Source organism: Paenibacillus sp. Aloe-11, from assembly GCF_000245715.1.
Taxonomy (GTDB): domain Bacteria; phylum Bacillota; class Bacilli; order Paenibacillales; family Paenibacillaceae; genus Paenibacillus; species Paenibacillus kribbensis.
This window is the reverse complement of sequence record NZ_JH601057.1, coordinates 65740-90791: the sequence shown is the minus strand read 5'-3', so window position 1 is coordinate 90791 and position 25052 is coordinate 65740. Positions and strand designations below refer to the sequence as shown.

At 48.3% G+C, this 25052-nt stretch carries 17 protein-coding genes; 16 read left to right on the top strand and 1 reads right to left on the bottom strand.

The annotated features are described in order from the left end of the window. Nucleotides 1-122 precede the first annotated feature (122 nt). From WG8_RS17660 to WG8_RS17615, 10 genes are all read left to right on the top strand, one after another. Nucleotides 123-2276: a DUF454 family protein gene (locus WG8_RS17660; RefSeq protein WP_007431585.1), complete on the top strand. Its 2154-nt coding sequence runs from the start codon at nt 123-125 to the stop codon at nt 2274-2276. Then, complete coding sequence (locus tag WG8_RS17655) at nt 2269-3924, top strand: amino acid ABC transporter ATP-binding/permease protein (RefSeq protein WP_007431584.1); 1656 nt, start codon at nt 2269-2271, stop codon at nt 3922-3924. Before WG8_RS17660 ends, WG8_RS17655 begins: the two co-directional genes overlap by 8 nt. Before the next feature lie 231 nt (nt 3925-4155). Then, the gene (gene pulA / locus WG8_RS17650) at nt 4156-6642 is read left to right on the top strand and encodes a type I pullulanase (protein ID WP_007431583.1); all 2487 of its coding nucleotides are present in this window, start codon (nt 4156-4158) and stop codon (nt 6640-6642) included. 201 nt (nt 6643-6843) lie between these two features. Continuing rightward, complete coding sequence (locus tag WG8_RS17645; RefSeq protein ID WP_007431582.1) at nt 6844-7485, top strand: 50S ribosomal protein L25; 642 nt, start codon at nt 6844-6846, stop codon at nt 7483-7485. A gap of 408 nt (nt 7486-7893) precedes the next feature. Next, nucleotides 7894-10773: a glycoside hydrolase family 9 protein gene (locus WG8_RS17640; protein WP_007431581.1), complete on the top strand. Its 2880-nt coding sequence runs from the start codon at nt 7894-7896 to the stop codon at nt 10771-10773. A gap of 173 nt (nt 10774-10946) precedes the next feature. Continuing rightward, nucleotides 10947-11933 carry a S66 family peptidase gene (locus WG8_RS17635; protein WP_007431580.1) on the top strand — a complete coding sequence of 329 codons (987 nt, stop codon included), beginning with the start codon at nt 10947-10949 and terminating at the stop codon, nt 11931-11933. A gap of 37 nt (nt 11934-11970) precedes the next feature. Then, nucleotides 11971-13632: a sensor histidine kinase gene (locus WG8_RS17630; protein WP_007431579.1), complete on the top strand. Its 1662-nt coding sequence runs from the start codon at nt 11971-11973 to the stop codon at nt 13630-13632. Continuing rightward, entirely contained in the window at nt 13629-14393 is a 765-nt protein-coding gene (locus WG8_RS17625) for a LytR/AlgR family response regulator transcription factor (RefSeq protein ID WP_007431578.1), read from the top strand. The genes WG8_RS17630 and WG8_RS17625 overlap by 4 nt, the downstream gene beginning before the upstream one ends. A gap of 192 nt (nt 14394-14585) precedes the next feature. After that, on the top strand, nt 14586-15836 hold the full coding sequence (locus WG8_RS17620; RefSeq protein ID WP_007431577.1) for an L-lactate MFS transporter: 1251 nt from the start codon (nt 14586-14588) through the stop codon (nt 15834-15836). A 178-nt stretch (nt 15837-16014) separates the two neighbouring features. Continuing rightward, nucleotides 16015-16926, top strand: a complete 912-nt coding sequence (locus WG8_RS17615; protein WP_007431576.1) for a serine/threonine protein kinase — start codon at nt 16015-16017, stop codon at nt 16924-16926. 41 nt (nt 16927-16967) lie between these two features. On the opposite strand, the gene WG8_RS17610 is transcribed toward WG8_RS17615, so the two are convergent. Then, entirely contained in the window at nt 16968-19058 is a 2091-nt protein-coding gene (locus WG8_RS17610) for a VWA domain-containing protein (protein WP_043891232.1), read from the bottom strand. Nucleotides 19059-19696: 638 nt separating this feature from the next. Here WG8_RS17610 and WG8_RS17605 point away from each other — a divergent pair. The 6 genes from WG8_RS17605 to WG8_RS17580 all read left to right on the top strand — a co-directional run bounded on the left by WG8_RS17605 (nt 19697) and on the right by WG8_RS17580 (nt 25033). After that, complete coding sequence (locus WG8_RS17605) at nt 19697-21865, top strand: hypothetical protein (protein ID WP_043891231.1); 2169 nt, start codon at nt 19697-19699, stop codon at nt 21863-21865. Between the two features lie 119 nt (nt 21866-21984). Further along, a complete protein-coding gene (locus WG8_RS17600) occupies nt 21985-22410 on the top strand; it encodes a hypothetical protein (protein ID WP_007431573.1) in 426 nt (141 codons plus the stop codon). A gap of 132 nt (nt 22411-22542) precedes the next feature. Further along, nucleotides 22543-22992, top strand: a complete 450-nt coding sequence (locus WG8_RS17595; RefSeq protein ID WP_007431572.1) for a DnaJ domain-containing protein — start codon at nt 22543-22545, stop codon at nt 22990-22992. Nucleotides 22993-23024: 32 nt separating this feature from the next. After that, nucleotides 23025-23573, top strand: a complete 549-nt coding sequence (locus tag WG8_RS17590; protein ID WP_007431571.1) for an FHA domain-containing protein — start codon at nt 23025-23027, stop codon at nt 23571-23573. 66 nt (nt 23574-23639) lie between these two features. Next, on the top strand, nt 23640-24167 hold the full coding sequence (locus WG8_RS17585) for an FHA domain-containing protein (protein ID WP_007431570.1): 528 nt from the start codon (nt 23640-23642) through the stop codon (nt 24165-24167). A 35-nt stretch (nt 24168-24202) separates the two neighbouring features. After that, entirely contained in the window at nt 24203-25033 is an 831-nt protein-coding gene (locus WG8_RS17580; RefSeq protein ID WP_007431569.1) for a PP2C family protein-serine/threonine phosphatase, read from the top strand. The last annotated feature ends 19 nt before the right edge of the window (nt 25034-25052 follow it).

The window sequence follows — 25052 nt, the reverse complement described above, 5'->3', positions numbered from 1 at the left end:
GGATTTTTTAATGCGCGTGACTTAAATCACATAACAACCTGCCCGAATTATCTTATATTGATAATGATTATCATTATCTATAAAATGATATTTATTATCTTATTTTATTAGGGAGGATTATAGTGAAACCGATATATGTTACCTTAGGGTTTCTATTTTTGGCGCTTGGAGTTATTGGTGTGGTGGTGCCATTGCTGCCGACTACGCCGTTTTTGCTGCTGGCGGCTTTTTTCTTTATGCGGGGGTCTGAAAGGCTTCACCAATGGTTTTCGAACACCTCTTTATACCATAAGCATCTGGAAAGCTTTGTCCAAACAAGATCATTGAAGTTGTCTACGAAAATCATATCATTGGGCGTAGCGTCAACCATGCTGATTATGGGCTTTATTTTCACCCCGACCGTGTGGGCCAAAACGCTGATCGTTATGGTTATTCTGTTTAAATACTATTACTTTATATTCCGAATCGGGACCGTGAGGGGTTCTTCGGTGGACAATCAGGCTCCATCCGAATCTGCTTCTGCGCCAAAAAAAAAATCTAAAATGGTCGACAGCCGTCTGCTCGGTCTGGTAGAACATTCTCGAAAATATATCGTATTGGGTGTGCTGGTGCAGTGGATCGGTCTTTTAGGCAGTATAGCTGCTGTGTTGTCCATGTCTTATGTTCTGCAGCAGGCATGGACCGGACAAGTGACTCGTCAGTTGGTTTTATCGGCGACGGTTATTGTTTTTGCTGCGATTGCAGTTCGATGCCTCAGTAATTATGCGGCAAGCATGTTGTCCTATCGGGCTTCGGTGAATGCTAAAAAAACGCTGCGCTCGCAAATTTATGGCAAGCTGCTGAAGCTGGGACCCTCGTATACGGATCATACATCCACCTCGGGGGTTATTCAGGTTGCTGTAGAAGGAGTAGAGCAGCTTGAGACTTATTTTGGCAGATACATGCCTCAGTTATTTTACAGTCTGCTAGCCCCCGTCACATTGTTCATCACCCTATCTTTTATCAGCTTCAAGGCTGCTGTTATTCTGTTGATCTGCGTACCCCTGATTCCGGTGTCGATCATTGTCATTATGCGGATGGCTAAAAAGCTGTTTCGAAAATATTGGGGCAGCTATGTCAATTTGGGTCACAGCTTTTTGGAAAATGTACAGGGTCTGACAACGCTCAAAATGTATGGTACAGACCAGGAGAAGCATCAGGAAATGAATACAGCCGCTGAGGATTTTCGCAAAATGACGATGAAAGTGCTGACCATGCAGCTAAATTCCGTAGCCGTCATGGATCTTATCGCATATGGCGGTGCCGCTGCGGGCGTACTGGTTGCGGTGAGCGAATATGGTTCGGGCCATATTGGCTTGGCGGGAGCGCTGATTATTGTGCTGCTGTCGGCAGAGTTTTTCATTCCGCTGCGTTTGCTGGGTTCTTATTTTCACATCGCCATGAACGGAATGGCAGCAAGTGACAAAATATTTCAAATGCTGAGCACGGAGGACCTTGTCCAAGGAAAAGAAAGCATAGAAAATACGGATATTCGACTGGAGCAAGTGAGTTTTGCCTACGACGAAAGAGATACCTTGCGAAATATATCCATGGATATCCCTCAGGGCAGCTTCGTTTCAATTGTTGGAGAATCGGGCTCTGGTAAAAGTACGGTAGCCGGATTGATCGTTGGCCATCATGAGGACTATCGAGGAAGCCTGACCGTGGGAGGAACCGAGCTTACCGACATTTCGGAAGAAAGCCGCATGCGTCATATGACCTGGATCGGCTTCAACAGCTATATTTTCAAAGGTACGGTTGAAGCTAATTTAAGAATGGGCAATGAGCACGCAGACGAGGAACAAATGCTGGAAGCCTTGCGTGAGGTAAAGCTGTATGACTTCATTCTCTCACAAGGAGGGCTGGAACTGGAGCTGGAGGAGCAAGGAGCGAATCTGTCGGGAGGACAACGCCAGCGCCTAGCACTGGCCAGAGCGCTGCTGCATGACAGCAGTGTGTACATTTTTGACGAGGCTACCTCTAACATCGACAGTGAGAGTGAGGAAGGTATTATGGAGGTTATTCATGCGCTGGCGGGCCAAAAAACAGTGATTCTGATCTCCCACAGACTGGAAAACGTTGTCCAATCTGACCGCATCTATGTGCTGCAAAAAGGTCTTTTGGCAGAATCCGGCACGCATCAGGAGCTTTTGAGTCAGCAGGGACATTATGCGGAGATGTACCTCAGTCAACACCGGGTAGAACAATTTGTCAAAGGGGGTGCTGTATATGCGTAGACACGGATTACGGATCATGGCCCAATTATTGTTATTGGCCGGGCCCCTTTTACCTGTGCTGCTTATAACGATCATTACCGGGGTGCTTGGTTTTGTTTGTGCTATCGGCATTATTGTCTACGGAGCTCTTGCTCTGCTGACAGCAACGGGCATCACCACAGGCTATAGCATGACGTTTTTGCTGACAGCCATCGTGGCTTGTGCTGTATTGCGCGGTGTATTTCGTTATGGCGAGCAAATGAGTGGTCATTATCTGGCATTCAAGCTGCTGGCTGTGCTGCGTGACAAGGTGCTTCTAGTCTTGCGCAGATTGGCCCCAGCCAAGCTCGAAGGCAAGGACAAGGGAAATCTGATCTCGCTGATTACAAGTGACATTGAACTGCTGGAAGTATTTTATGCGCATACGATAGCGCCGGTTATGATCGGCATCATGACTTCGCTGCTCATGGTATTTTTTATGGGCTCCTATGAGCCTGGATTAGGTTGGTTGGCTGCGCTTGCTTACATAACGGTGGGGCTGTTCATTCCACTGTTAACGTCGCGTATGGGCAGGCGTCAGGGGATGGAATATCGGAGCAGCTTCGGCAAGCTGAGCAGTTATTTTCTGGACAGCTTACGTGGTATGAAGGAAATTGTGCAATTCGGGCGCGGGGAACAACGGCTGGCGGAGATTAACCGTCGAACGGATCAACTGGATGCCAAGCAGAAGGGCTTGAAGCAGCATGAAGGCATCACAAGAGCGTTGACAGATGCTGCTGTAGTGGGATTTTCCTTCCTGATGCTGCTGGCGGGATTGTACGGCATGTCCAAAGGACAGGTTAGCTTTACGGGTATGCTGGTTTCTGTCATTGCTTTGTTCAGTTCATTTGGCCCGGTGGTCGCGCTCAGTAATCTGTCCAACAATCTGCTTCAAACGCTGGCGAGCGGGGAACGAGTGCTGAGCCTGCTGGAGGAGACACCTGAGGTAGAGGAAAATGTTCACGGAAAAAGCGTTGCTTTTACTGGAGCACAAGTGGACAGGGTTACTTTCGCCTACGGTGGTGAAACCGTGCTGAATGACGTAAGTCTCACGATACCGCACAAGCGGATTACGGGCATTCAGGGGAAAAGCGGCTCTGGCAAGTCAACGCTGCTTAAGCTGCTGATGCGATTCAGGGACCCGCAGCAGGGCAAAATTTTGCTGTCAGGACAAGATTTGAAGGAAATAGGGACCTGGCATTTAAGAGGGTTGCAAAGCTATGTCGATCAGAATACGTTCCTGTTTGATGATACGATTGCAGCCAATATCAAAATCGGAAAGCCTGATGCAACGCACGAGCAGGTTGTGCAAGCAGCTCGCAAGGCATCGGTGCATGATTTTATCATGACCTTGCCACAAGGGTATGACAGCCGCGTCGGAGAATTGGGGGACAGGCTGTCCGGTGGCGAGCGTCAACGGTTGGGACTGGCCAGAGCCTTTGTCCATGATGCGCCTCTCTTATTGCTGGACGAGCCTACCAGCAATTTGGACAGCCTGAATGAAGCGATTATTTTAAAATCGTTAATGGAACAGCAGGAGGACAAAACCATTGTCCTTGTTTCGCACCGAAGCTCCACCATGCGGATTGCCGATGATATTTTCCAAATGGACAATCGCAGATTATCCTGAGGGCTGATGCTGTAGCCTGTTCATGGTTTTGTCATAAAATGGAGTGTGCGTGTGAAGTGGAAGCAGCATCCGTATTGAAAATCATCCGACTTTTCAAGCTTGTCATATTTTGATAGCCTATGAGGTGAGAATTTTTCAAAAGCCTGAGGTATATTGACAAGTCATTAACATCATAAATGATGGATGAACAGAGGCTGGAAGCCGATGTACAGAAATGGGTGGTGAACAGGAATGTCTGATTTCAAACAGCTTGAGCACACAACGTATCCAACATATGAAGGCTATGATTTGGGTCTGACTTATACATCTGCGCGCAGTCTGTTTAAAGTATGGGCGCCGACTGCGCAGCAGGTTCATGTAGCGCTGTATGACGACGCGGGGATGTACGATCAGGAAGGGATCGTTCCCGAGCATGGCGGCGGCCGGGAATTTCCGATGAGCCGTGATGATCGAGGTGTATGGTCCGTAGCACTGGAAGGCAACTGGAATAGATATTATTACATGTACAGGCTGGAGTGGGCGGACAGCACCGTTCATTATGCCGTCGATCCTTATGCGACAGCGGTGTCAGCCAACGGTCAGCGTACGGTGATCCTTGATTTGGCGCCAACCAACCCGGACGGATGGGAAGAGGACACGGGGCCTACACTGGAGCGGGCTACTGATGCCGTGATCTATGAGCTTCATGTGCGCGATTTTTCAATGGATACACATTTTAATACGGGTGAAAAAGACACGTCTGCTGTACAGGGGAAGTTTGCGGCCTTTACGTATTCGGGTTTAAAGGATACGGCGGGTAACTCCATCGGGCTGGATCATTTGCAGGAGCTGGGCATTACACATGTTCATTTGCTCCCAGTGGCTGATTTCCATACGGTGAATGATTTGGCGGAATTCAAAACCGGATATAACTGGGGCTATGATCCGCAGCACTATAATGTACCGGAGGGATCGTATTCTTCGAATTCGGCCGACCCGGAAGCACGTATACGAGAGCTGAAGCAACTGGTGCAGTCTCTGCACACTGCTGGCATCGGTGTCATTCTGGACGTCGTGTACAACCATACGTATTCGGTGGAAAAGGGACCGTTTGAGCCTGTCGTACCCGGTTATTATTACCGAACAGATGAGCAGGGACAGCTTACCAACGGATCGGGTGTAGGTAATGAGGTGGCAACCGAACGCCCGATGGTGCGCAAGTATATCAAGGATTCACTGCGCTATTGGGCTAAGGAATATCATATAGACGGCTTCCGGTTTGATTTGATGGGGCTGATGGATACACCGACCGTGGAGCAGCTTACACAAGAGCTGCGCTCTGAGGTGCGTCCCGATCTACTGATCTATGGTGAGCCTTGGACGGGGGGAGAGTCCCCGCAGCCTTTGCTAACGTTAAAAGGAACGCAGCGAGACAAGGGCTTTGCTGTTTTTAACGACAACTACCGCTCTGCTATAAAGGGTGACAGCGACGGTACCGGGAGCGGCTTTGCTACGGGGGCATGGAATCAGGAGGAACAGGTGCTTAAAGGCGCCTTTGGCGCTATTCATGATTTTACAGCCCACCCTTCGGAGAGCATTAATTATGTAACTGCGCATGATAATCTCAATCTGTGGGATAAAATTTTAACGGTAAGAGGTTTACGTGAGCACTGTGGTTTTCCGCAATGGGAGCAGGGGAAGCCGCGCGATGGGAGAACAGCCGAGCAAGCTGTGGCGGAAGCAGATCCATATCGGGAGCTGGATGAAAAAGATTTGCTGGAGGATGAAACCGTACGAAAATCCTTGCTTGCAAACGGCATAGTGCTGACCTCTCAGGGCATTCCTTTTATCCATGCAGGTGATGAACTGCTGCGCTCCAAATATGGGGATCATAACAGCTATCGCAGCGTGGATGCGGTGAATGCCATACGTTGGGCTAACAAAGCGAGGTTTCGCCCGGTTTTTGACTACTATCAAGGGTTAATCGCTTTGCGACGCAGTCACCCGGCGTTTCGGATGGATCATCGTGAGCTGGTAGAGCAGCATATGGAGGTGCTGCAAAGCAGCGGAAATGTGGTAGCTTTTGCGCTGAGGCATCATGCTAACGGCGACGTATGGAATCATATTGTGGTCATTTATAACGGTTCGGATACGGAGCAAACGGTATTGCTGCCTGCAGAATCGGACCGCTGGCATGTTGTCGTGGATGCACATGGGGCCGGAAACGAGATACGATATGAAGTTGCAGGCCATCGTGTGATTGTTTCGCGCTGGTCGATGATGGTGCTGTATGATCAGGAGGAACCTGCTCAAGTTTCCTTTTTAACTGAACAGGATCAGGATACCGGGAAAGTGGAGAATGGAGCGGAAGGTTCGGATGAGGAAAAGGATCAGGAAATCGCAACAGGCGAAACGGCTTCTTTTCGCACGATTGAACTGATCTATGAGCGTGCAGATCGGCAGTATTCCGGCTGGAATGTATGGGTATGGGGAACTGGATGCCGGGACGGACATGTAGAATTGCGCGATCTGGAGGATGGTCGTGCGGTAGCGCGTATTCAGGTGGCCCTTGATGTACAGCGAATCGGCTACATTGTTCGGCTCAATCAATGGGATGCCAAGGATATTGAGGCAGATCGATATATTGAAGTAGACCCGACCCGGTCTGTGATGCAGGTGTTGATTCATAGTGGCCGAGAAGAATATTTGCTGCTGGTAAACGATAACCGGGCGGGCTAGATTTTTATGGCTGGTTGCCTCGGATATCCTAAAATAGCATTTTTAATTAGCATTTTTCGATGATTTCGAGAAATGCTATTTTTTTTTGCAAACGTGTGTCAGTTTCAGAAAAAAGGGGTAAAATAGATTTATGGAGTTGTTTAGCAGGCAAGATTCTTGGAGAAAATCATGGGTAACATAACCTGAAGGAGGTTGTATATCATGAGTTCTAATGGAGGAAGTATTCAACTAACCGCCCAGCCGAGAACAGAGAAGAAAGGTTCTGCCATCCGTGGCTTGAGGTTAAAAGGACGGATTCCAGCTGTGGTTTACGGCTCTGAGCTTGAAGGAACCCCTGTACATGTCGATGCCAAGGAATTTAATAAAGTAGTCAGGACTGGACGTTCAGAGGTATTTAACCTCGCAATAGAGGGTGAAGAGACGATCCCGGTTATTATTAAAGATTATCAACAGCGTGACAATCATTGGCTGCATGCCGATTTTTTGAAAATATCCAAAAACAAGCCGCTTCGCGTGCGTGTTTCTATTGATTATCAAGGAACCCCTGCAGGTACAAAAAAGGGTGGTATTTTGCAAGTTCAGGAAACGGAAGTTGAAGTCGAGGGGCTTCCCGCCGATTTGCCATCTACCATTGAGGTCGATGTATCCGCATTGGAGGTTGGTGACAAGATCAGCGCAAGCGATTTGAAGCTTCCAAAAGGAGTAACACTCCACGTTCCTGGAGAAGAGCTGCTTGCTTCTATCATTGTCTCGCGTGCGGCTGAAGTAGAAAATGCTGCTGTGGAAGGTGATGCGGCGGCAACTGAAGGCGCCGGAAAGACTTCCGCAAACAAGGAAGCCTAATCATATAGCTCGTTGCAGACTCTATAATCGTATTACCTATTTATAAATAATAAAGAAGCTCCTTCGGGGGTTTCTTTTTTTTGTCCTTCAAATAACCCCCGGCTCTTCCCTCACACCTGCGACAATTGTGGTTTTCGCCCTTTTTGCATAAATAACTTAAAAAATCACACCTTTTATTCGACAAAATCTTACATCATTTTCAAATTGTTTTAGTTATAATGAACAAGCAAAATAAATTTTTTGGGAAATTTTATTTAAAATTAATTATCTTGGGAGAAGGGGAGGAGATATGTAATAGGCCTTGGTTTGGGAACAGATTAGGGCCTCGGAAATTTGTACCGGAACGGCATGTTCTTCCAAGGTGGTTACCAGAGAATGAAACAATTAGAGCAAAGGAGTGATGATACAATGAAGACCAGCAAACGCTTCTTGGGCGTTTTCCAGACATGCGGAGTCGCGGTGCTTGCAACGGCCATGACATTAAGTTCGCTGTCTTTTTTGGCCGTGCCTGCAAAAGCGGCGGATGACGTCAAGTATAACTATGCGGAGGCCCTGCAAAAATCACTGTATTTTTATGATGCGGAGAAGTCCGGCCAGGGCATAACGGGTGGACATTTGGAGTGGCGGGGAGACTCCGAGCTTACAGATTCGCATATTCCTCTGGGAATCGACGGGACGAGCGCAAACATGACGAATATGTCGGCCAATTTTATCAACAGTAATAAAGCGGTTCTGGACCCTGATGGCAATGGGTCCGTGGATGTCAGCGGAGGTTTTCACGATGCCGGCGACCATGTCAAGTTTGGATTGCCCCAATCCTATACTGCGTCGACTTTGGGATGGGGATTTTACGAGTTTCGCGATGCGTTTCGCCAGAGTGGGCAAGAAGAGCATATGCTGGAAGAGTTGAAATGGTTTTCGGACTATTTGTTAAGGTCTACTTTTCGCGACAGCAGCGGTAATGTAATCGCGTTTAACTACATGGTGGGCAACGGCACGGTAGATCACACGTACTGGGGGCCGCCGGAATTACAAGACTCGGCGAAGTATCCCCGTACGGCTACTTTTGCCACAGCGGAAACGCCGGCCAGCGATCAAGCGGCAGAGGCAGCCGCAGCACTTGCAATCATGTCGTTAAATATGAAGAACGACGATGCCCAGTATGCAGCGACGTGTCTAGACAACGCTAAGGCACTTTACCGTTTTGCCCAAACCTATAGGGGGCTTGGCAACTCGGACGGATTTTACAATTCGAGCTTCGATGAAGACGATTTGTCTTGGGCAGCGGTCTGGCTTTACGCTGCGACGGGCGATATGAACTATATCCACGATATCAATGCTACGGGACCGGACGGCATGTACACCGGGTATATGAAAAAAATCATCAGAAGCACTTCCGATAGCTGGCAAAACATCTGGGTACACAGTTGGGATACCGTATGGGGCGGCGTTTTCATGAAATTGGCCACTTTGTTTCCAGACAATCCGGACTTTGATTATTTTGCCCGTTGGAATCTGGAGTACTGGTCCGGCGGAAAAATTCAGCACAAGGACCCGAACGACAAGAACTATTTGAAGCAGAGTCCCGGTGGATTCGGGGTTATTAGCACGTGGGGGTCCGCCCGATATAATGCGGCTGCCCAGCTTTGCGCGCTCGTGTACAGCAAATATACGGGTCAGACCGACTTTGCGGAATGGGCGAAAAGCCAAATGGACTATATCATGGGGGACAACCCGATGGGGTATTCCTATATCGTTGGATTTCCAACTCCGCAGCAATCGGCCAAACACCCGCATCATCGTGCGGCCCATGGCTCCAAAACGAACAATATGCTCACTCCTACAGAGCATCGGCACGTTCTCTGGGGCGCTCTCGTCGGCGGTCCAGATCCGGAAGATTTCCATAATGATGTGACGACCGACTATGTATACAACGAGGTGGCGATTGATTATAACGCAGGCCTTGTCGGAGCGTTGGCCGGGCTTTATCAGCATTATGGTCAGGGACAGCAGCCGTTGGCGGACTTTCCGCCGAAAGAGGAGCAAACGGACGAATATTATGCGGAAGCCAAGCTGGAGCAGGAAAATACCGAACGGTCGCAGGTTACACTCACCGTTCATAATGAATCTGTTCATCCTCCGCATTTCGAAACGGGGATGGCTGCGAGATATTATTTCTCGATCAGCGAATTGCTGGCTGCTGGACAAAGCATTAACGACGTATCGCTCGAAATCTATTACGATGAACAAAAGACGATCAGCGGTGTTCCCGTTAAGGTGACCGGTCCTTTTGCGGTCGATGCAGCTACAGGCACTTATTATTACCAATTCGATTGGGCTGACTCCCAAATATATGGGGACCGTGATCTTCAATTTGGCTTGATCGCCAAGCAGGATCACAACTACAAGAGTCACTGGGATCCGACGAACGACTGGAGCCATACGGGTATTACGAAAACAGCGGCGATCTCTCCTTATGTTCCGGTCTACTTGAACGGCGTAAAAGTATACGGGAATGAACCGGACAGTGGAAGCAGCTCTCCGATCGTGCCAGCGGTGCCGAAGGATTTGAAGGCAACGGCGGGGAACGCGCAGGCGACGGTAAGCTGGAACACGTCGAACTGGGCGACGAGTTATAGTGTGAAACGTGCGACGACCAGCGGCGGCCCGTATACGACGATAGCCACTGTTACCTCGGCAACCTATATCGACACGGGACTGACGAACGATAACACGTATTATTACGTGGTAAGCGCGGCGAACAGTGCCGGCGAGAGTGAGGATTCAGATCAGGCAAGCGTGACGCCGCAGGCTTCGGAAGACGGTAAACCGGGAGCGCTCGCGCTGCAGTACAGAGCCGGGGATACGAATGCAGGCGACAACCAATTCAAGCCGCAATTCAATATCGTCAACAACGGCTCAAGCGCAGTATCTTTGTCAGACCTGACGATCCGCTATTGGTACACGATCGACGGGGACAAGCCGCAGACGTTTAACTGCGACTGGGCGCAGGTTGGCTGCAGCAGCGTGAGCGGTAAGCTGGTGAAGATGCCGACGGCGAAAGCGGGCGCGGACGCTTATCTGGAAATAACGTTCGGTCCGGGCGCGGGCAGCCTCGTGGCAGGCGGCAGCAGTGGCGAAATTCAGGCGCGGATCAACAAGAACGACTGGACGAACTACAACGAAGCTGACGACTATTCGTTCGATCCGACGAAGACCTCGTTTACGAACTGGAACCACGTAACCTTGTATCAGAACGGTACGCTCGTTTGGGGTATTGAACCGTAACGTAAGACTGAGCCGAAGACGCTGATTGTGCAATTCAACTAAACAACAGTATCCTAGGGCTAAATAAGCCGGGGAGTATCGTGATCAAGCGGTATTTCCCGGTTTTGCTATATTTACTTGGAGGCTGATGGTATAATTTGTGGCAGTTTAAATGTTGGATAGGGGGAGCGAGCATGAACTTAAGAAAACAAGCACCTAAACTAAAAGCCGGGGATGAGATACGCATTCTTTCACCGTCCACAAGCTTGTCGATCGTTTCCGAGAAAAATCGTCTGATTGCCCGGCAAAGGCTGGAGCAGCTTGGTTTTACGGTGAGCTTTTCACAACATGTACTGGAAAATGATGATTTTACATCTTCTTCGATAGCGTCCAGAGTAGCAGATTTGCACGAAGCTTTTGTCGATCCGAAGGTAAAGGGTATCCTGACCTCAAGTGGGGGCTATAATGCCAATCAACTGCTTGCCCACCTTGATTATGAACTGATTGGCGCTCATCCCAAACGATTATGTGGTTATTCGGATATCACAGCGTTAAGCCATGCTATTTATGCGAAAACCGGCCTTATCACATATGCGGGTCCGCTTTTTTTGACGTTTGCCATGTTGCAAGGAAATGAATATACGACGGCGTATTTTCAAAAGCTGATGCTGGAAGAGGGCAGCATTCAAATCCAATCTTCGCCCGAGTGGAGTGACGATGCCTGGTATCTGGATCAGGATAAAAGAATCTTTCACCGCAATGCAGGTCCGTATGCGATTCATGATGGAGAAGCAGAGGGAACGATTGTGGGCGGAAACCTGTGCACCCTGAATTTGCTGCAGGGAACTCCATATATGCCGAGTCTGGAGGGAAGCATTTTATTTGTTGAAGATGATTACGAAAGCTCACCTGCTACATTTGATCGGGATTTGCAATCGTTGCTGCACCAGCCTGGATTTGATCAGGCCAGGGGGATTATTATTGGACGTTTTCAGCAGGCGTCGCACATGACAAAAGAATTGCTGCGGCAAATCATTAGCTCAAAAAAGGAATTGGCCTCTATACCAGTGATTGCAGATGCCGATTTTGGACACACCACACCGCAATTTACATATCCGATTGGCGGAAAGGCAAGCATCTGTGCCAGGAATGGCATAGTGAATATTGAAATAAGTGAGTAGTGTAGGCATGTTCGTTTTTATTTGAGGGGGAACACATGTGAACGCCTTTTTGGAAATGCTGATGCAGCTATTTGAGCGCGCAGCGCTGCTGCTGATTTGTTTATTTTTTATCACCCGTATTCCGCGGTTTAAGGAAACCCTGCAAAAGAACAGTCATTCTCCGGGAGAACTGACTTTGCTAACGTTGATTTTTTGTATGTTTGCACTGTTCGGTACGTACACCGGGATTGAAGTTGAAGGCTCGCTTGTGAATGTTCGTATCATTGCGATTATGTCGGGCGGTATTTTGTTCGGACCATGGGTTGGAATCATTACAGGTATTATATCGGGTATCCACCGCTATCTGATTGATATCGGGGGAGTAACCTCAATTCCATGTCTGATCACCAGTATTCTGGCAGGTGTAGGATCTGGATACATTGGTCGTCGGGTTAGCCGTTCCAAGAGATGGCTGGTCGGCATCGCCGCAGGAATGATTTGCGAGGCATTAACGATGCTGCTGATTCTGGTGATGGCACACCCGTACGCTCTCGGTCTGGACATCGTTTCCAAGATCGGATTGCCGATGATTATCGGGGAAGTCAGTATCGGTCTAATCGTTCTGTTGATCCAGAGTGTCGAGGGGGAAAAGGAAAATATCGCGGCCAGACAGGCCAAGCTGGCACTGGATATTGCCAACAAGACGTTGCCCTATTTTCGTTCGATTAATGCGGAATCGCTGCATACCATTTGTTCGATCATAAAAGAGGATATCAAGGCAGACGCGGTTGCGATTACGGATACTCGAAATGTGCTGGCCTATGTCGGTTTTGGCGAGGAACGCTATCACATTGGTGACGAGATCATTAGCGATGTGACCAAATCGACGATCCGCAGCGGAAAAATCACGATTCGCAATCATATTGCAGATGATAAAACGCCCCAAATTCAGTCTCTGCTCATTATCCCGTTAGAGGAGCGGGGGGAGGTAACCGGAACCCTGAAAATTTATTACCGTAAAGCATATAAAATCACGTACCCGTTGCAGACGATGGCGATTGGTTTGTCTCAAATCATTTCCACGTTAATGGAAGTGTCGCGTGTGGAGCAAATTAAAGAAGCAGCGAACAAAGCCGAATTGAAGGCATTGCAGACCAAAATCAATCCTCATTTCTTGTTCAACGCGCTGAATGCGATTGCCTCGACTACACGCACCAAGCCGGATAAGGCGCGCGAGCTGATCATTAATTTGTCGGGCTATCTGCGTTATAATCTGGAGCTTAATGATGATCTGATCGAAATTCACAAGGAGCTTCAGCAGGTATCTGATTACGTGGAAATTGAAAAGGCGCGCTTCGGCAATCGGCTTCAGGTGGAGTATGTGATGGATGAGGTGTCTGTGCACATTCCAAGCCTAATTATCCAGCCCTTGGTTGAAAATGCGATTAATCATGGGATACTAAAGAAAAAGGGGCCGGGTACAGTGACGATTTCCGTACGGGATCGGGGAGAAAAGGTGCGGATTTCCGTGGCAGATACCGGGGTGGGTATAAGAGATGATGTTGTGGATAATCTGTATCATGATCAGGTTCCGGTCAAACAAATAGGCTTGTACAATGTGCACAGACGACTCAAGCTTATGTATGGTGAAGGAGTTATTATTCTCAAGCATAAGCCAGGCACCGAAGTTTATTTTGACATACCAAAGGAGAAGTCATGAAGGCCATAATTGTAGAAGACGAAATTCCAGCGCGCGAAGAGCTGGAGTATCTTATTCAGACGCATAGCAGTATTGAGGTGACGAATAGCTTCGAGGACGGACTGGATGTGTTCCGGTTTTTGCAGGAGCAGGAGACGGACGCCATCTTTCTGGATATTAATGTTCCTTCGCTGGATGGGATGCTGCTGGCTCAGAATATTAGCAAATTTGCTAAAAAGCCTTATATTATTTTTACGACCGCCTATAAAGAACATGCGGCACAGGCCTTTGAACTGGAGGCATTCGACTACATTCTCAAGCCGTATGATGAAAAACGAATCGCCGCCATGCTGCGCAAGCTGGAAAATGCCTATGAGCAGCGGAATGCCCAGTCACAGGATACGGCCTCACCTGCACAGCCTCGAGCTGCTGAAGCAAGCATAGTCAGCGCTTCGGGTCGCATCAATCTGCTGAAAAACGACAAAATTATTGTGACCGATGCGAGCGATATTTACTATGCGTGCGCACAGGAAAAGGTTACCCGCGTGTTTACAAGGCATGAGGAATATACGATGCCGATGAGCATCTCGGAATTTCATGCCCGCTTGCCGCAGCAGGACTTTTTCCGTTGTCACCGTTCCTACACGGTGAATCTGTCGCAAATTCGTGAAATTGTGCCCTGGTTCAATCACACGTATCTCCTGCGTTTGCGCGGCCTGGAAGCGGAGATTCCGGTAAGCCGAAGCAAGGCCAAGGAATTTCGGCAAATTATGCGACTATAAAGGCACTTCATTCCGCTATATGTGCATTTCATTCCTCAAATGAATTCTGGCTAACTTACGACGTTATAATGATCCATGTAGAGAGGATCCTTACAGACTTGCTCCTCCAAGGGCGCAGGTGCGTACTGGATTCCCGGTTATCATGATGACAATTTGACGCTATAAGAGCCGGAATGAAAAGAGGAGATTTATATGAAAACAAACAGTGGAAACCGCCTGCTGATCGTGCTTGGAACGATTATTGTCCAGATGGGATTAGGAACGATTTACACTTGGAGTTTGTTTAATCAACCGCTGGTGGACCGCTTTGGCTGGAACCTCAGCTCGGTCGCCATTACATTTTCGATTACCAGCTTTGCGCTGGCAATTGCTACATTATTTGCAGGCAAGCTGCAGGATAAATGGGGATTGCGTCGTCTGATTTTAGGTGCAGGTGTCGTGTTAGGTGTAGGGTTAATGCTCAGCTCACAGGTAAGCTCCCTGTCCCTGCTGTACATTTTAGCGGGTGTTGTCGTAGGTTTTGCGGACGGTACGGCATATATTACATCACTGTCGAATCTGATCAAATGGTTTCCCGAGAAAAAAGGACTTATTTCCGGTATTTCGGTTGGGGCATACGGAACAGGCAGTCTTATTTTCAAATATATTAATGGTTCGCTGATTCAGTCCGTTGGCGTATCACAGGCATTTCTGTATTGGGGTATGATCGTGTTCATCATGATTGTGGGCGGTTCTTTCCTGGTGCGGGAGGCTGTAGTCGTGAACAAGCCTTCGGTACAAAATGCGGGTACGCCGCAGCGGGATTACACCGTTAAAGAGATGCTGCGCACCAAGCAGGCCTATCTGCTGTTCGTGATGTTCTTTACCGCTTGTATGAGTGGGCTGTATCTGATTGGAGTTGTCAAGGATATCGGCGTACGGATGGCCGGGCTGGATGTAGCCACAGCCGCTAATGCGGTCGCAATGGTCGCTATTTTCAACACGGCGGGACGAATCATATTAGGTGCGCTATCGGATAAGGTCGGTCGTCTGAAAGTGGTAGCGGGTGCGTTGCTGACAACAGCGGTCGCGGTTACAGTGCTTAGTCTGGTACCGCTGAACTATGGTTTGTTCTTTGCCTGTGTAGCAGGAATTGCATTCTGCTTTGGCGGCAACATTACTGTTTTTCCAGCCATTGTGGCTGATTTCTTCGGCCTGAAAAATCAAAGTAAAAACTATGGTATCGTGTATCAGGGCTTTGGTCTCGGTGCACTGGCGGGATCTTTTATCGCAGCCTTGCTCGGCGGCTTCATCCCGACCTTTACGACCATTGCGGTGCTGTGTGTCGTATCGTTCCTGATCGCGCTGACGATTCGTACACCGGATCAAGGCAATTCGCGCAGTCAACGCAAGAAAAGTCCTCATACCTTGCGCGGCATGAAGCCCGGAACGAAGCTGGGCTAACAGGGTTTGAGAAAAAAGGACCAGATGAATGCCAAAAGACCTGTCATCATTTCCATGTGGGAAATGTTGGCAGGTTATTTGTTTTTCTAGCAATCTATTTTAAGGTATAATAAAAAGATATGGAATAAGCCGATATATACAAAAGACATAAGCTAAGAACCTGACAGGAGGACGAGTCATGATCGTGGATACAAGCGGGAACCTGCTTGCCCGCAATACGAAGCTGCGAAATACATATCAAATTCGAAGCGCCTTGTCCCGCAGTGAGCTGGCCATCGTGTATACGGCAAGGCTGTTGGATCATCGAGAAAAGGTCATTGTGAAGGAGTTTTTTCCGAGTGCACTGGCCCTTCGGGGATCGGATCGAAAAACGGTGACCTGCGGCGCGTCTATGCAATCCAAATATGTGGAGTTTATGCATTATTTTTTGTGTGAAGGGCAAATGCTCAAGGAGTTAAGTCATCCTGGAATTGTCAGTTATATAGATCACTTTGAGGAAAATGGAACTGCTTATCTGGTGATGGAATACTGTGCAGGCAAGACGCTGGACAGGGTAATGAAAGAAGAGTCTGCGCTCATGTCCGATCCTGCTTTTAAGTATCAGGCGTTGCTGTCTTTAATTGATGCCATGGAGTATATTCACGATAAGGGCATTATTCACCGGGATATTAAGCCTGGCAACATTATGATTGGGGAGAATGGCAGCATCAAGCTGCTTGATTTCGGTTCTGCTGTACATTTTGAGGGCAAGGAGCATCCGATCTTCACCACGGCAGGCTACTCTCCGCTGGAGTTTTATTCTAACCGCTCGCAGCAGGGACCTGTATCGGATATCTATAGCTTGGCCGCCACGCTGTATTATTGCCAGAAAGGATCGCCTCCACCGGATGTGCCTGGCAGATTGTTTGCAGACCGGACCGACCGGATTCGGATTGAAAATGCAGGGATTTCCTTGCTGCCGTATGTGATTCGGCGTGGTCTGGAGGTGCAGGCTAACAAGCGTTGTCGCTCACTCAGATGGTTTAAAGCCGCACTACGTGCGGAATACTGGATAAAAAAAGGGAAGCGCCGCACTCTTACGGTTCGTTAATCGTAAGAGGCGGTGCTTCCTTTTTTTGTTTTCCGACCCCGTTATCCTGTCGGAGCTTGAATATGATCAGTGTACACTGAGGTATTCGGCTTGATCGCTTTGTAGCGCAGCTCAATTTCAGTTACGCCGTCCTCGAACGTGATGTACAGTTTGTCACCGTACTCCATTACCGCTTTTTTATTGCGGGTCAGTCTGACCTTTCCGTGCTGCAGGGCGCAGCGTGTATCATGTTTGACGACCAGACTTCCTTTTTTACCTGCGGAAAACAGGATTCGCTCCGCCTCTGGCAGCGGTTCGTGAACGTCCAGCGTACGGAACAATTCCTTCAGGCTAATCTTTCGGCCTGGAAAGGAGGTGAGCGGCCAGGATTTTACTGGAATCTCCTGTCCACTGGCCGTTGCGAGAAAATATCCTTCGATTCTTCCGGCAAATTGCGGCTTGGGCCGCAAAAACCAGTACAGAAGCGCTGCCACCACGATACCTATGGCTACCGTCCATTTAATGGCGGTATACCGGGACTGCACGGAAACGGTCAGCGTAGCGCTGCTGGAAGCTCCTTCCGGATCGGTAGCGGTAATCTTCAGCTCAGAGTCTCCTGTGTGAAGCTCGGATAGCAGCAGATCATTACCCTTGATCTCGGCATGGGCTGCATCCCCAGTGGCGCCCGTCTCCAGCTTGTAGGTTAGCTTGTCATGATTCGGATCGGCAAAGAAATCCGATAAGCTTCGACGGGAATCTCCATCTTCTTTCACCAGGCGAAGCGTCAGGTCCTTTAACACCTGCGGTGCCGCATTGGCCGCGTGGACCTTATGCACGGTTCCATTGCGGTACCATTGCGGGCTGTCCAGAGCGAGCTGCCAAGTATAATCCCCTGTTTGAGGGAACGTATATTCGGCATGAAAGGCTCCGTCCTTATAGGTCATAGGTACCTTTTTGCTTGAGCCGCCCTTTACAGGTGTAACGATAATATGGGCTTGAAGTGACGTATATACTGCTTCATCTGCAAGCTTTTGACCATCCGGCAACAGGAGCTGAGCCTGAAAAGGTGTGGCCTGGCCTTTAAGTAACTGTACTGGCTTGTTGTCATTTGCTGCAGTTCCTTGTTTTCCTCCCATACTAGCTTCGGCTTCCAGCCGATAGCTGCCGAGCAAATTGATTTTGACCAAGTCTCCGCGTATCCCACGCAGCTTCAGCTTTACTTTGCCTGCCTGTGGATGCTCAATTTTTAAAATCGCGTATCGGCTCGACTTATACCTGCGAACATTCTCTGAATTGGAATACAGCTGTGTTTCCTGAAGAGGATGCTCGGACAAAAGCACCAAATTCGCTTCCTCCATACTGGAGTCTGGCAGGTTGACTGTTAATTCCTGCATCTCGCCAGTGGTCGTAATGGCGGCAACAGGCACGAGCTTGGATCGAATTTGACTGGCGAAAATACGATTCAAAATTTCCGGCAGATCCTCGGCACTGCTCGTAATAAAAGAAGCTCCCCCCGTTTGAGAAGCAATCCGCTCCAGCTCCTGCCGATTTACTGTACCGTCATGATTCAGACCAATCGTATACACCGGATATCCTTTGGTCTGTGCGGATTTGATGACAGAAGCCACATCATTGTTGGAATCTCCTTTCGTTCGGGAGCCGGAGGAGGCACCAAAATCAGTCTCCCCATCTGATAGCAGGATCATAAAGGGCTGACGTCCCTTGGATGCTCCTGCGGCGAGCAGCTCCGAGCCCTTGCGCAATCCAAGCCCCAAATCCGTATAACCGGAACGGTTTAGCGTTCTGATTTCCTGCTGAATCTGGGATTTTTGCGCTGCTACGGCAATTGAGGTCAGGGATTTGGAAGCGACTACGTGATGGTTGTAGGCGACAAAGCCAACGCGTGTACGGTCTGCATCACTCAAGTCCATAAACATACTGATGACTTCGGCTGCAATGCCCTCTGGATCGGTGTCCCTCATGGAATAACTGGTATCCAGTACAAAAACAGCATCATAACCCTCAATCGGAGCAGTCCCCGAAGATGCTGCATTAGCCTGATTTACAGTGAAAATGCCCCCATTTAAGCCCATTTGAAAAAATAGTACAAAAGTCATGAAAATGATAATCCCTAGTTTCCTTATCCTGAACATAAGCTCCTCCGTCGACAAGGCCAATGCGGGTGTAGCGACCCTCCTAATCCTTGGGATATAAGGGATAAAGGATCAAAATAGCCGTTAACACTCACATTTGGCCATGAATTTGATACTTTTACGCTTATCAGAAATATCCAATGGATTTCTATCGGCAATTCAGTTCCATTTGTGAATATTTCCCTGTAGAAACAGGTCTAACATATCATAAAAATTACGTATTTACGCATAAAATGAGTCGAAATGCCCTGTTTTAATCTGAGCCTACAGAAATTGACAAAACCAAAGAGTGCTTTGTATGATAGCTTTCGTATCAGCGGCAAAAAATGGGATTGAAGTTAGGAATGCGAAATCAATAATTTAAAATTTCTCTGTTATCTGACTTTTCATTTTGTGTTTAAATCTCATTTTGATTTTTTGCCGCTAAAAGTTAAATCACGCTTCGGACTGATTTTCGAGGTTACATGCCTGTACCGTGAAGATGGTATAAGCCGAATCCTTTGGCTAATTTGAATGTTATGTAGGGGGGAGGAGGCAAATGAACTAGAAATGGGTATTCTACTGCTCCGATTGGACATTCCGTGTCCGGCTATGGAGCAATAGACCTATACCCATACAGTATTCGTTTGCCGACAGCGATGGAAATCATTTATCAAACGAACCGGACCATGCTTTTTGAAGAAATTAACCCGGAAAAGCTGGACCTGATCACCATTGTAGGTGATGTAAAAGGGATTGACAGCTTAAGTGACGAGAAGATCAAGGAAATTAACCAGCACCTTCTGGTGCGCAGCTTTGACGAATTTTTAGATAAGTTTTCACCGACCGTATATTCGTTTTTTAACGCGGCCAATCAAAAAGTCGTCTACACCATTAAAAAGCCTGAGGGGATCGATGAGGATAGCATTTCTGAAATTCGCATCAATCAAAGTAATGATTTTCTGAAAATGTTGTTCACACTCATTGATACCAAACGCAGTCAAGGAATCACCAATGTGGATTTCAAGTTTGAAAATCTGCTGGATATGATTTCTCCGAAAAAGGTAATGGATGATATTCGTCAAGTCCGCAAAGAAATTCACTATATGTACGGTGAATACGACAAGCTGGATGATGGCGATCCAAAGAAACTCGACATGGGCGACAAGCTGAATGGAATGTTCGAGGAAGCAAGTCAGAACTACAACAATGTGATGGCTATGCTGCCACTGGCCATTGAGGATATTAAAACTCGTCTTCTGCTCGGTGGCGCTCAAGAGGAGAACTCCGGTGAGCTGATCCAGGTGGGTATGCTCTCTATTGGAGAAAGCGGCGAACTGAAAATTATCGAAGCGCCGAAGAGCGAAAGCACCGAGCTGATGCTGCTGGATGAAAACAGCACCGGTGATCTGTCACAGGTGTTCGAAGAAGATTATAACTCCATTACAGATACACCTTCCGATTATGTGAAGGATTTGGTGGTTCGTACATTTGTGCCGCTGCCAGCTGTTCAGACCAAGGTTGACACAGCAGTTGAAGTGCAAAACTACAACACGTATCTGGAGTTCTATAAAAATGCGAAAGACGATTTCGTGAAGGCAGTCAAGCCGCTTGTGGAAAAAATCCTTGGTGTGAAAATGTTTTTTGATCAATATGCAACCAAGAGCAAGGGAATGCTGCCGACGATGCTGGTGGCGAACAACAAGCTGGACATGCTGGTGAAAAGCAGCAACATCCCGCGTCTGGAAACGTACCTGAACACGGTGAATGCTAAAAATGAATTTAGCGACACCATCTGGTTCGGTATCGTCCCATCGATCGAGCTGGAAGCAGCCGGTAAGGTGAAGGTTACACGTGAACGCTTCAAGGGCAACGAGAAGGTGGTCAAGCAGGGTGGAAATTCCATGGAATCCCTTTCGATGCTGCTGCAGGTTGTGAAGGATTACAAAATTCAAATGTTCTTTAATTTTGAATCTGGTGAAGAAACGACCTTCAACAGCATGGCGACAGCCGGAATTGACAAATATATCGACAAGTGCTCCACTCTCGTTCGCAGAGAATACAGCGAATTTGCGATTCCTTGTGTGCCGAACTTCACGATTATTCCAAAGGACAAATCGGGTGTCATTATCGACAGCAAAATGCTGCAAACCGAAAGCGGTGTCCAGCTCTCCAAGGAAAAAGAGGATATTCTCAAGCTGTGGATCGAGGGTGTCTATGTAGGGGCAGCCTACGTTGCCGCCGGTCTGGTCTCTGCTTATCAATGTCCCGAGTATCTGCGTGAAACCTTCAAAACGGTCAACAAAAACTACCCTGGCGTACGCTTCGACATCGAAGCGGGAGACAACAGTCTGCGCACAGTGACAACGATGGCCAAGGAAATCACCGGGTTCACCAACACGATCAAGGATGCCATTAACCGTAAAAACTTCGGTTTTGTATTCTCGTCAGAGAATGCTCAGCTCCAGGATAAGGATATCCGCCGGATTACCGTTTACAAGGCGAGAAGCATGGCGATGTCCGAGGACGGCTTTGACTCCATCTACAAGACGCTGGTCAGCACGTACATTGAACGTATTTTGCGCTACCAGACAGGAGACTTCAAGCACGAAAATATCGTCCGCTTCTTCAGCAACAATCCGAGCAGTCAGAAGAGCAAGTGGCTGGGCAGCAGAGGATCTGTTAACTCGATCATTCAGGACGGAGACGATATGAGCTTCATTATTGATGAGAAAAGCAATATGTGCCATATCGATCTGGTCTTCAACGGCAATGTGAAGAACCTGGAAGTCATGATCACTAAAGGAACAAGCTCGGTTAAATCATGATCCGAGCGCTACGAAAGATGTTAGAGGCGTTTCTATCCAGAACCGCCTTTACACATAAATTGCGGAGAAGCTCTGCTTCTCCCGCCATCATATTACCCAATTTCAAGGAGGCAACACACATGGGATTCAGATTGAAAGTAGAAGGACAAGAAACAATCGAGCTGGGCTTGGATAACATCCAAACGGTTATTTATGACACCGATACACCGGACGACTCCAATGCACGCTCCACTGACGTAGGCTCTACGCTGCGCATCAGCGGTAAAATCATCACAGCAGTAGACGGTGACAGCGCGGATGACACGCTGAAACTGGCTTTGTGGTCTCTGGTTCCTGCTGAAAAAGCAGACAGCTACCGTAAAGTAACACTGGAAGTTATCGCAGCTGATCAAGTTGTGCGTAAAATCTACTTCCCGAATGCGTTCGTTGTAGACTACAACGAGCACTTCGGTGACACAGAAGGTGTAGGTGCGTTTACACTCTACATCAAACAAAAGAAAGACAAAACCGAGCTGGCTACAATCGACGGTGGATATCCGGTTTAAGCTTGACGGCTTAATGTCAGGCACAGTTTGAACACACACACTCACCCTGTGCTCAGGTGCAGGGTGGATAAATATTAAGAGGCCTGCGGGTCTCTTAATATTTATTTTTTTCGGAGAGGGGAACATCATACCATGACCAACTACTATGAGCTGCTCGGTGTCAGCCGGGATGCTTCGGAGGCAGAGATTAAGCAGGCTTACCGCAAACTGGCGAAAAAGTATCATCCTGATACCAACCAGGGAAGCGAGGAAGCAACGCGCAAGTTCAAGCTGATCCACGAGGCTTATAATACCTTGCGTGACGAAGCATTGCGGCAGGCATACGATGCCGAGCTCATCCGAAAAACTGAGGGAGCTGGCGGACAGCAGCAAGAGAGAGGAAGAGGAGCTGCAGCTTCCGGAGGTACGCGCAAGGCGGCTAAAGGATTTAATCCGGCTGACATAGGAAGTAATTTTGAGCAATTTTTCGGTTTTCATCCGAAAACGAAGGAGGGCTCACCTGGGAAAAATACGAAAAAATCCGGTGATCCGACGGATACCTCGGCGATGTTTAACCAGTTTTTTGGTATTCGTAAAAAGTGATGATTTCAGGATGGAAACGGGGGAAGCAAGCAGTGAAAACGGCGCAGAACAGATGGGTTTTCATCATAGATGTTGCCATGTTCGGGCTGATGCTGGCGATCGCCTTTTATGTGTTTAACCGTACAGGCTACAGCGGCTTGAAAACCGTGGTTGCGATAGGTATCGGTATCGGTGTGCTTGTATACATACTGCGCAATCTGGTGACCGTTGTACCCGTGGCAAAGCCAAAGGCAGAGCGTAAGCGGATTGCCAAGCTGGTGCTGATTGATGAAGAAGGCGAGTCCATTAAAGAATGGTATATCGAAGGTGAAACATCGCTCTTGATCGGCAAAACAACGTCCCGCTCTGAGGCGGATATTGATTTGGCGAATACCGATTATGCATCGCTGATCAGCGTGGAGCATGCGGTGCTCAACCGGGTGAACAACGACTGGTTTGTGGAGGACGTGGATTCCGGAAACGGGACGGGGTTGCGGCCTGCCCAGGAAAGTGTGACGAAAAAGCTGGAAAGCGGCGAGCCTCACCGGATCTATTCGGGTGATTTATTATACATTGCCAATACGAGGCTGCTCGTCAAATAGATAGGGATGTTGCAAAATCCCTAGATCGCAGGAAAAGACAATCAGACATGGGGGAAGGAACCGACTATGAGTTTGACAAGATGCCCGAACGGACACATGTTCAGTACACGAAAGCACGGAAATACGTGTCCTTATTGCAATACGGTAGTAAATATAGCTTCGCCCAAGAGCGTGGAGCCAGCAGCGAAAACCAATGCTGCGGGAGACGATGACAAAACGATGCCGTATTTGGGTGAGACGGTGGGAATTCACCCGGTAACCGGATGGCTGGTGTGCATCGAGGGAGCACAGGTGGGTCAGGATTATCGCATTATGGCAGAGAAAAACTTTATCGGACGCGCAGAGGAAATGCATGTCCGCATTATCGGAGACAACACGATTTCTCGCAGAAATCATGCGGTGATTGTGTATGACCCGAAGAAACGCAACTTCTTTTTGCTGCCAGGCGATTCGTCAGGCTTGGCATACCACAATAATGAAGCGGTATATTCACCAGTGGAGCTGGCTGCTTATGATGTAATTGAATTGGGACACAGCAAATTTATCTTTATTCCGCTGTGCGGTGCCCATTTTGAGTGGGATAACGAAAAATAGGACGGAAGTGGGCAATGGTGCAGGGAGGTAACGGAATGCAGCCTTATTTTGTTGTATGTGGAGCTGCGGTGCTATTCGCTGTTCTTCTCATCATCCGCATACGACTGACACGAAGTTCCGGCAGCCGTACCGTGAGTGGAATTGAGATCGGGAATGGTCAAACGATTGGGAGTCGAAGCGAGCAGGATGATTATTTTGCAAGTATGACGACACCTGTCGGTACGTTGGCTGTTGTCGCAGATGGTATCAGCGGACTGGCCAATGGACGCATGTCCAGCACGTTGGCTGTGACGACCTTTACGAAGGCGTTTGCCAAGCTGGAGGATGCATCGAATTTGAACGAATATTTTGCCGGAGCAGCAAGCCAAAGCAACCGCAGCATTTTGCAAAATTTGAATGGGCAGGGCGGAGGAACGACGCTGGCGGCAGTCATTATTTGCGGCTATCAACTGTATTACGGAGCGGTAGGCGACAGTGTGATTACGATCTATCGCAATGGGCATTTCCAGACGGTCAATTCCAAGCATACAGCGGAAACACTGCTGGAGGAACGAGTACTGGCCGGACAAATGACCTCGGAGGAAGCCAAAACGAGTCCTGTACGCAATCAGCTGGTCAACTATTTGGGCTATGAAGGCTTTGAGAGCATGGAGCTTGGCACTACACCGATTCGTCTGTATTCGGGTGATTATGTTCTATTGTGCAGCGATGGTATCCAGGAGGCGTTGACGGAAATTGAACTCGAAGAGATCATGCGCAAAGGCGGCACACCGCAGGAAATGGCGGATACCATGATCGACGCTATTAATGACAAAGGCTTTAAGAGTCAGGATAATGCGACAGTACTTATTTTGGCGATAGGATGAAACAAGAAAGACGGGGGTA

Coding starts and splice junctions, on each gene's coding strand:
- WG8_RS17655 (WP_007431584.1), top strand. CDS start 2,269: ATGCGTAGACACGGATTACGGATCATGGCCCAATTATTGTTATTGGCC.
- pulA (WP_007431583.1), top strand. CDS start 4,156: ATGTCTGATTTCAAACAGCTTGAGCACACAACGTATCCAACATATGAA.
- WG8_RS17645 (WP_007431582.1), top strand. CDS start 6,844: ATGAGTTCTAATGGAGGAAGTATTCAACTAACCGCCCAGCCGAGAACA.
- WG8_RS17640 (WP_007431581.1), top strand. CDS start 7,894: ATGAAGACCAGCAAACGCTTCTTGGGCGTTTTCCAGACATGCGGAGTC.
- WG8_RS17635 (WP_007431580.1), top strand. CDS start 10,947: ATGAACTTAAGAAAACAAGCACCTAAACTAAAAGCCGGGGATGAGATA.
- WG8_RS17625 (WP_007431578.1), top strand. CDS start 13,629: ATGAAGGCCATAATTGTAGAAGACGAAATTCCAGCGCGCGAAGAGCTG.
- WG8_RS17620 (WP_007431577.1), top strand. CDS start 14,586: ATGAAAACAAACAGTGGAAACCGCCTGCTGATCGTGCTTGGAACGATT.
- WG8_RS17615 (WP_007431576.1), top strand. CDS start 16,015: ATGATCGTGGATACAAGCGGGAACCTGCTTGCCCGCAATACGAAGCTG.
- WG8_RS17610 (WP_043891232.1), bottom strand. CDS start 19,058: ATGTTCAGGATAAGGAAACTAGGGATTATCATTTTCATGACTTTTGTA.
- WG8_RS17605 (WP_043891231.1), top strand. CDS start 19,697: ATGGAAATCATTTATCAAACGAACCGGACCATGCTTTTTGAAGAAATT.
- WG8_RS17600 (WP_007431573.1), top strand. CDS start 21,985: ATGGGATTCAGATTGAAAGTAGAAGGACAAGAAACAATCGAGCTGGGC.
- WG8_RS17595 (WP_007431572.1), top strand. CDS start 22,543: ATGACCAACTACTATGAGCTGCTCGGTGTCAGCCGGGATGCTTCGGAG.
- WG8_RS17585 (WP_007431570.1), top strand. CDS start 23,640: ATGAGTTTGACAAGATGCCCGAACGGACACATGTTCAGTACACGAAAG.
- WG8_RS17580 (WP_007431569.1), top strand. CDS start 24,203: ATGCAGCCTTATTTTGTTGTATGTGGAGCTGCGGTGCTATTCGCTGTT.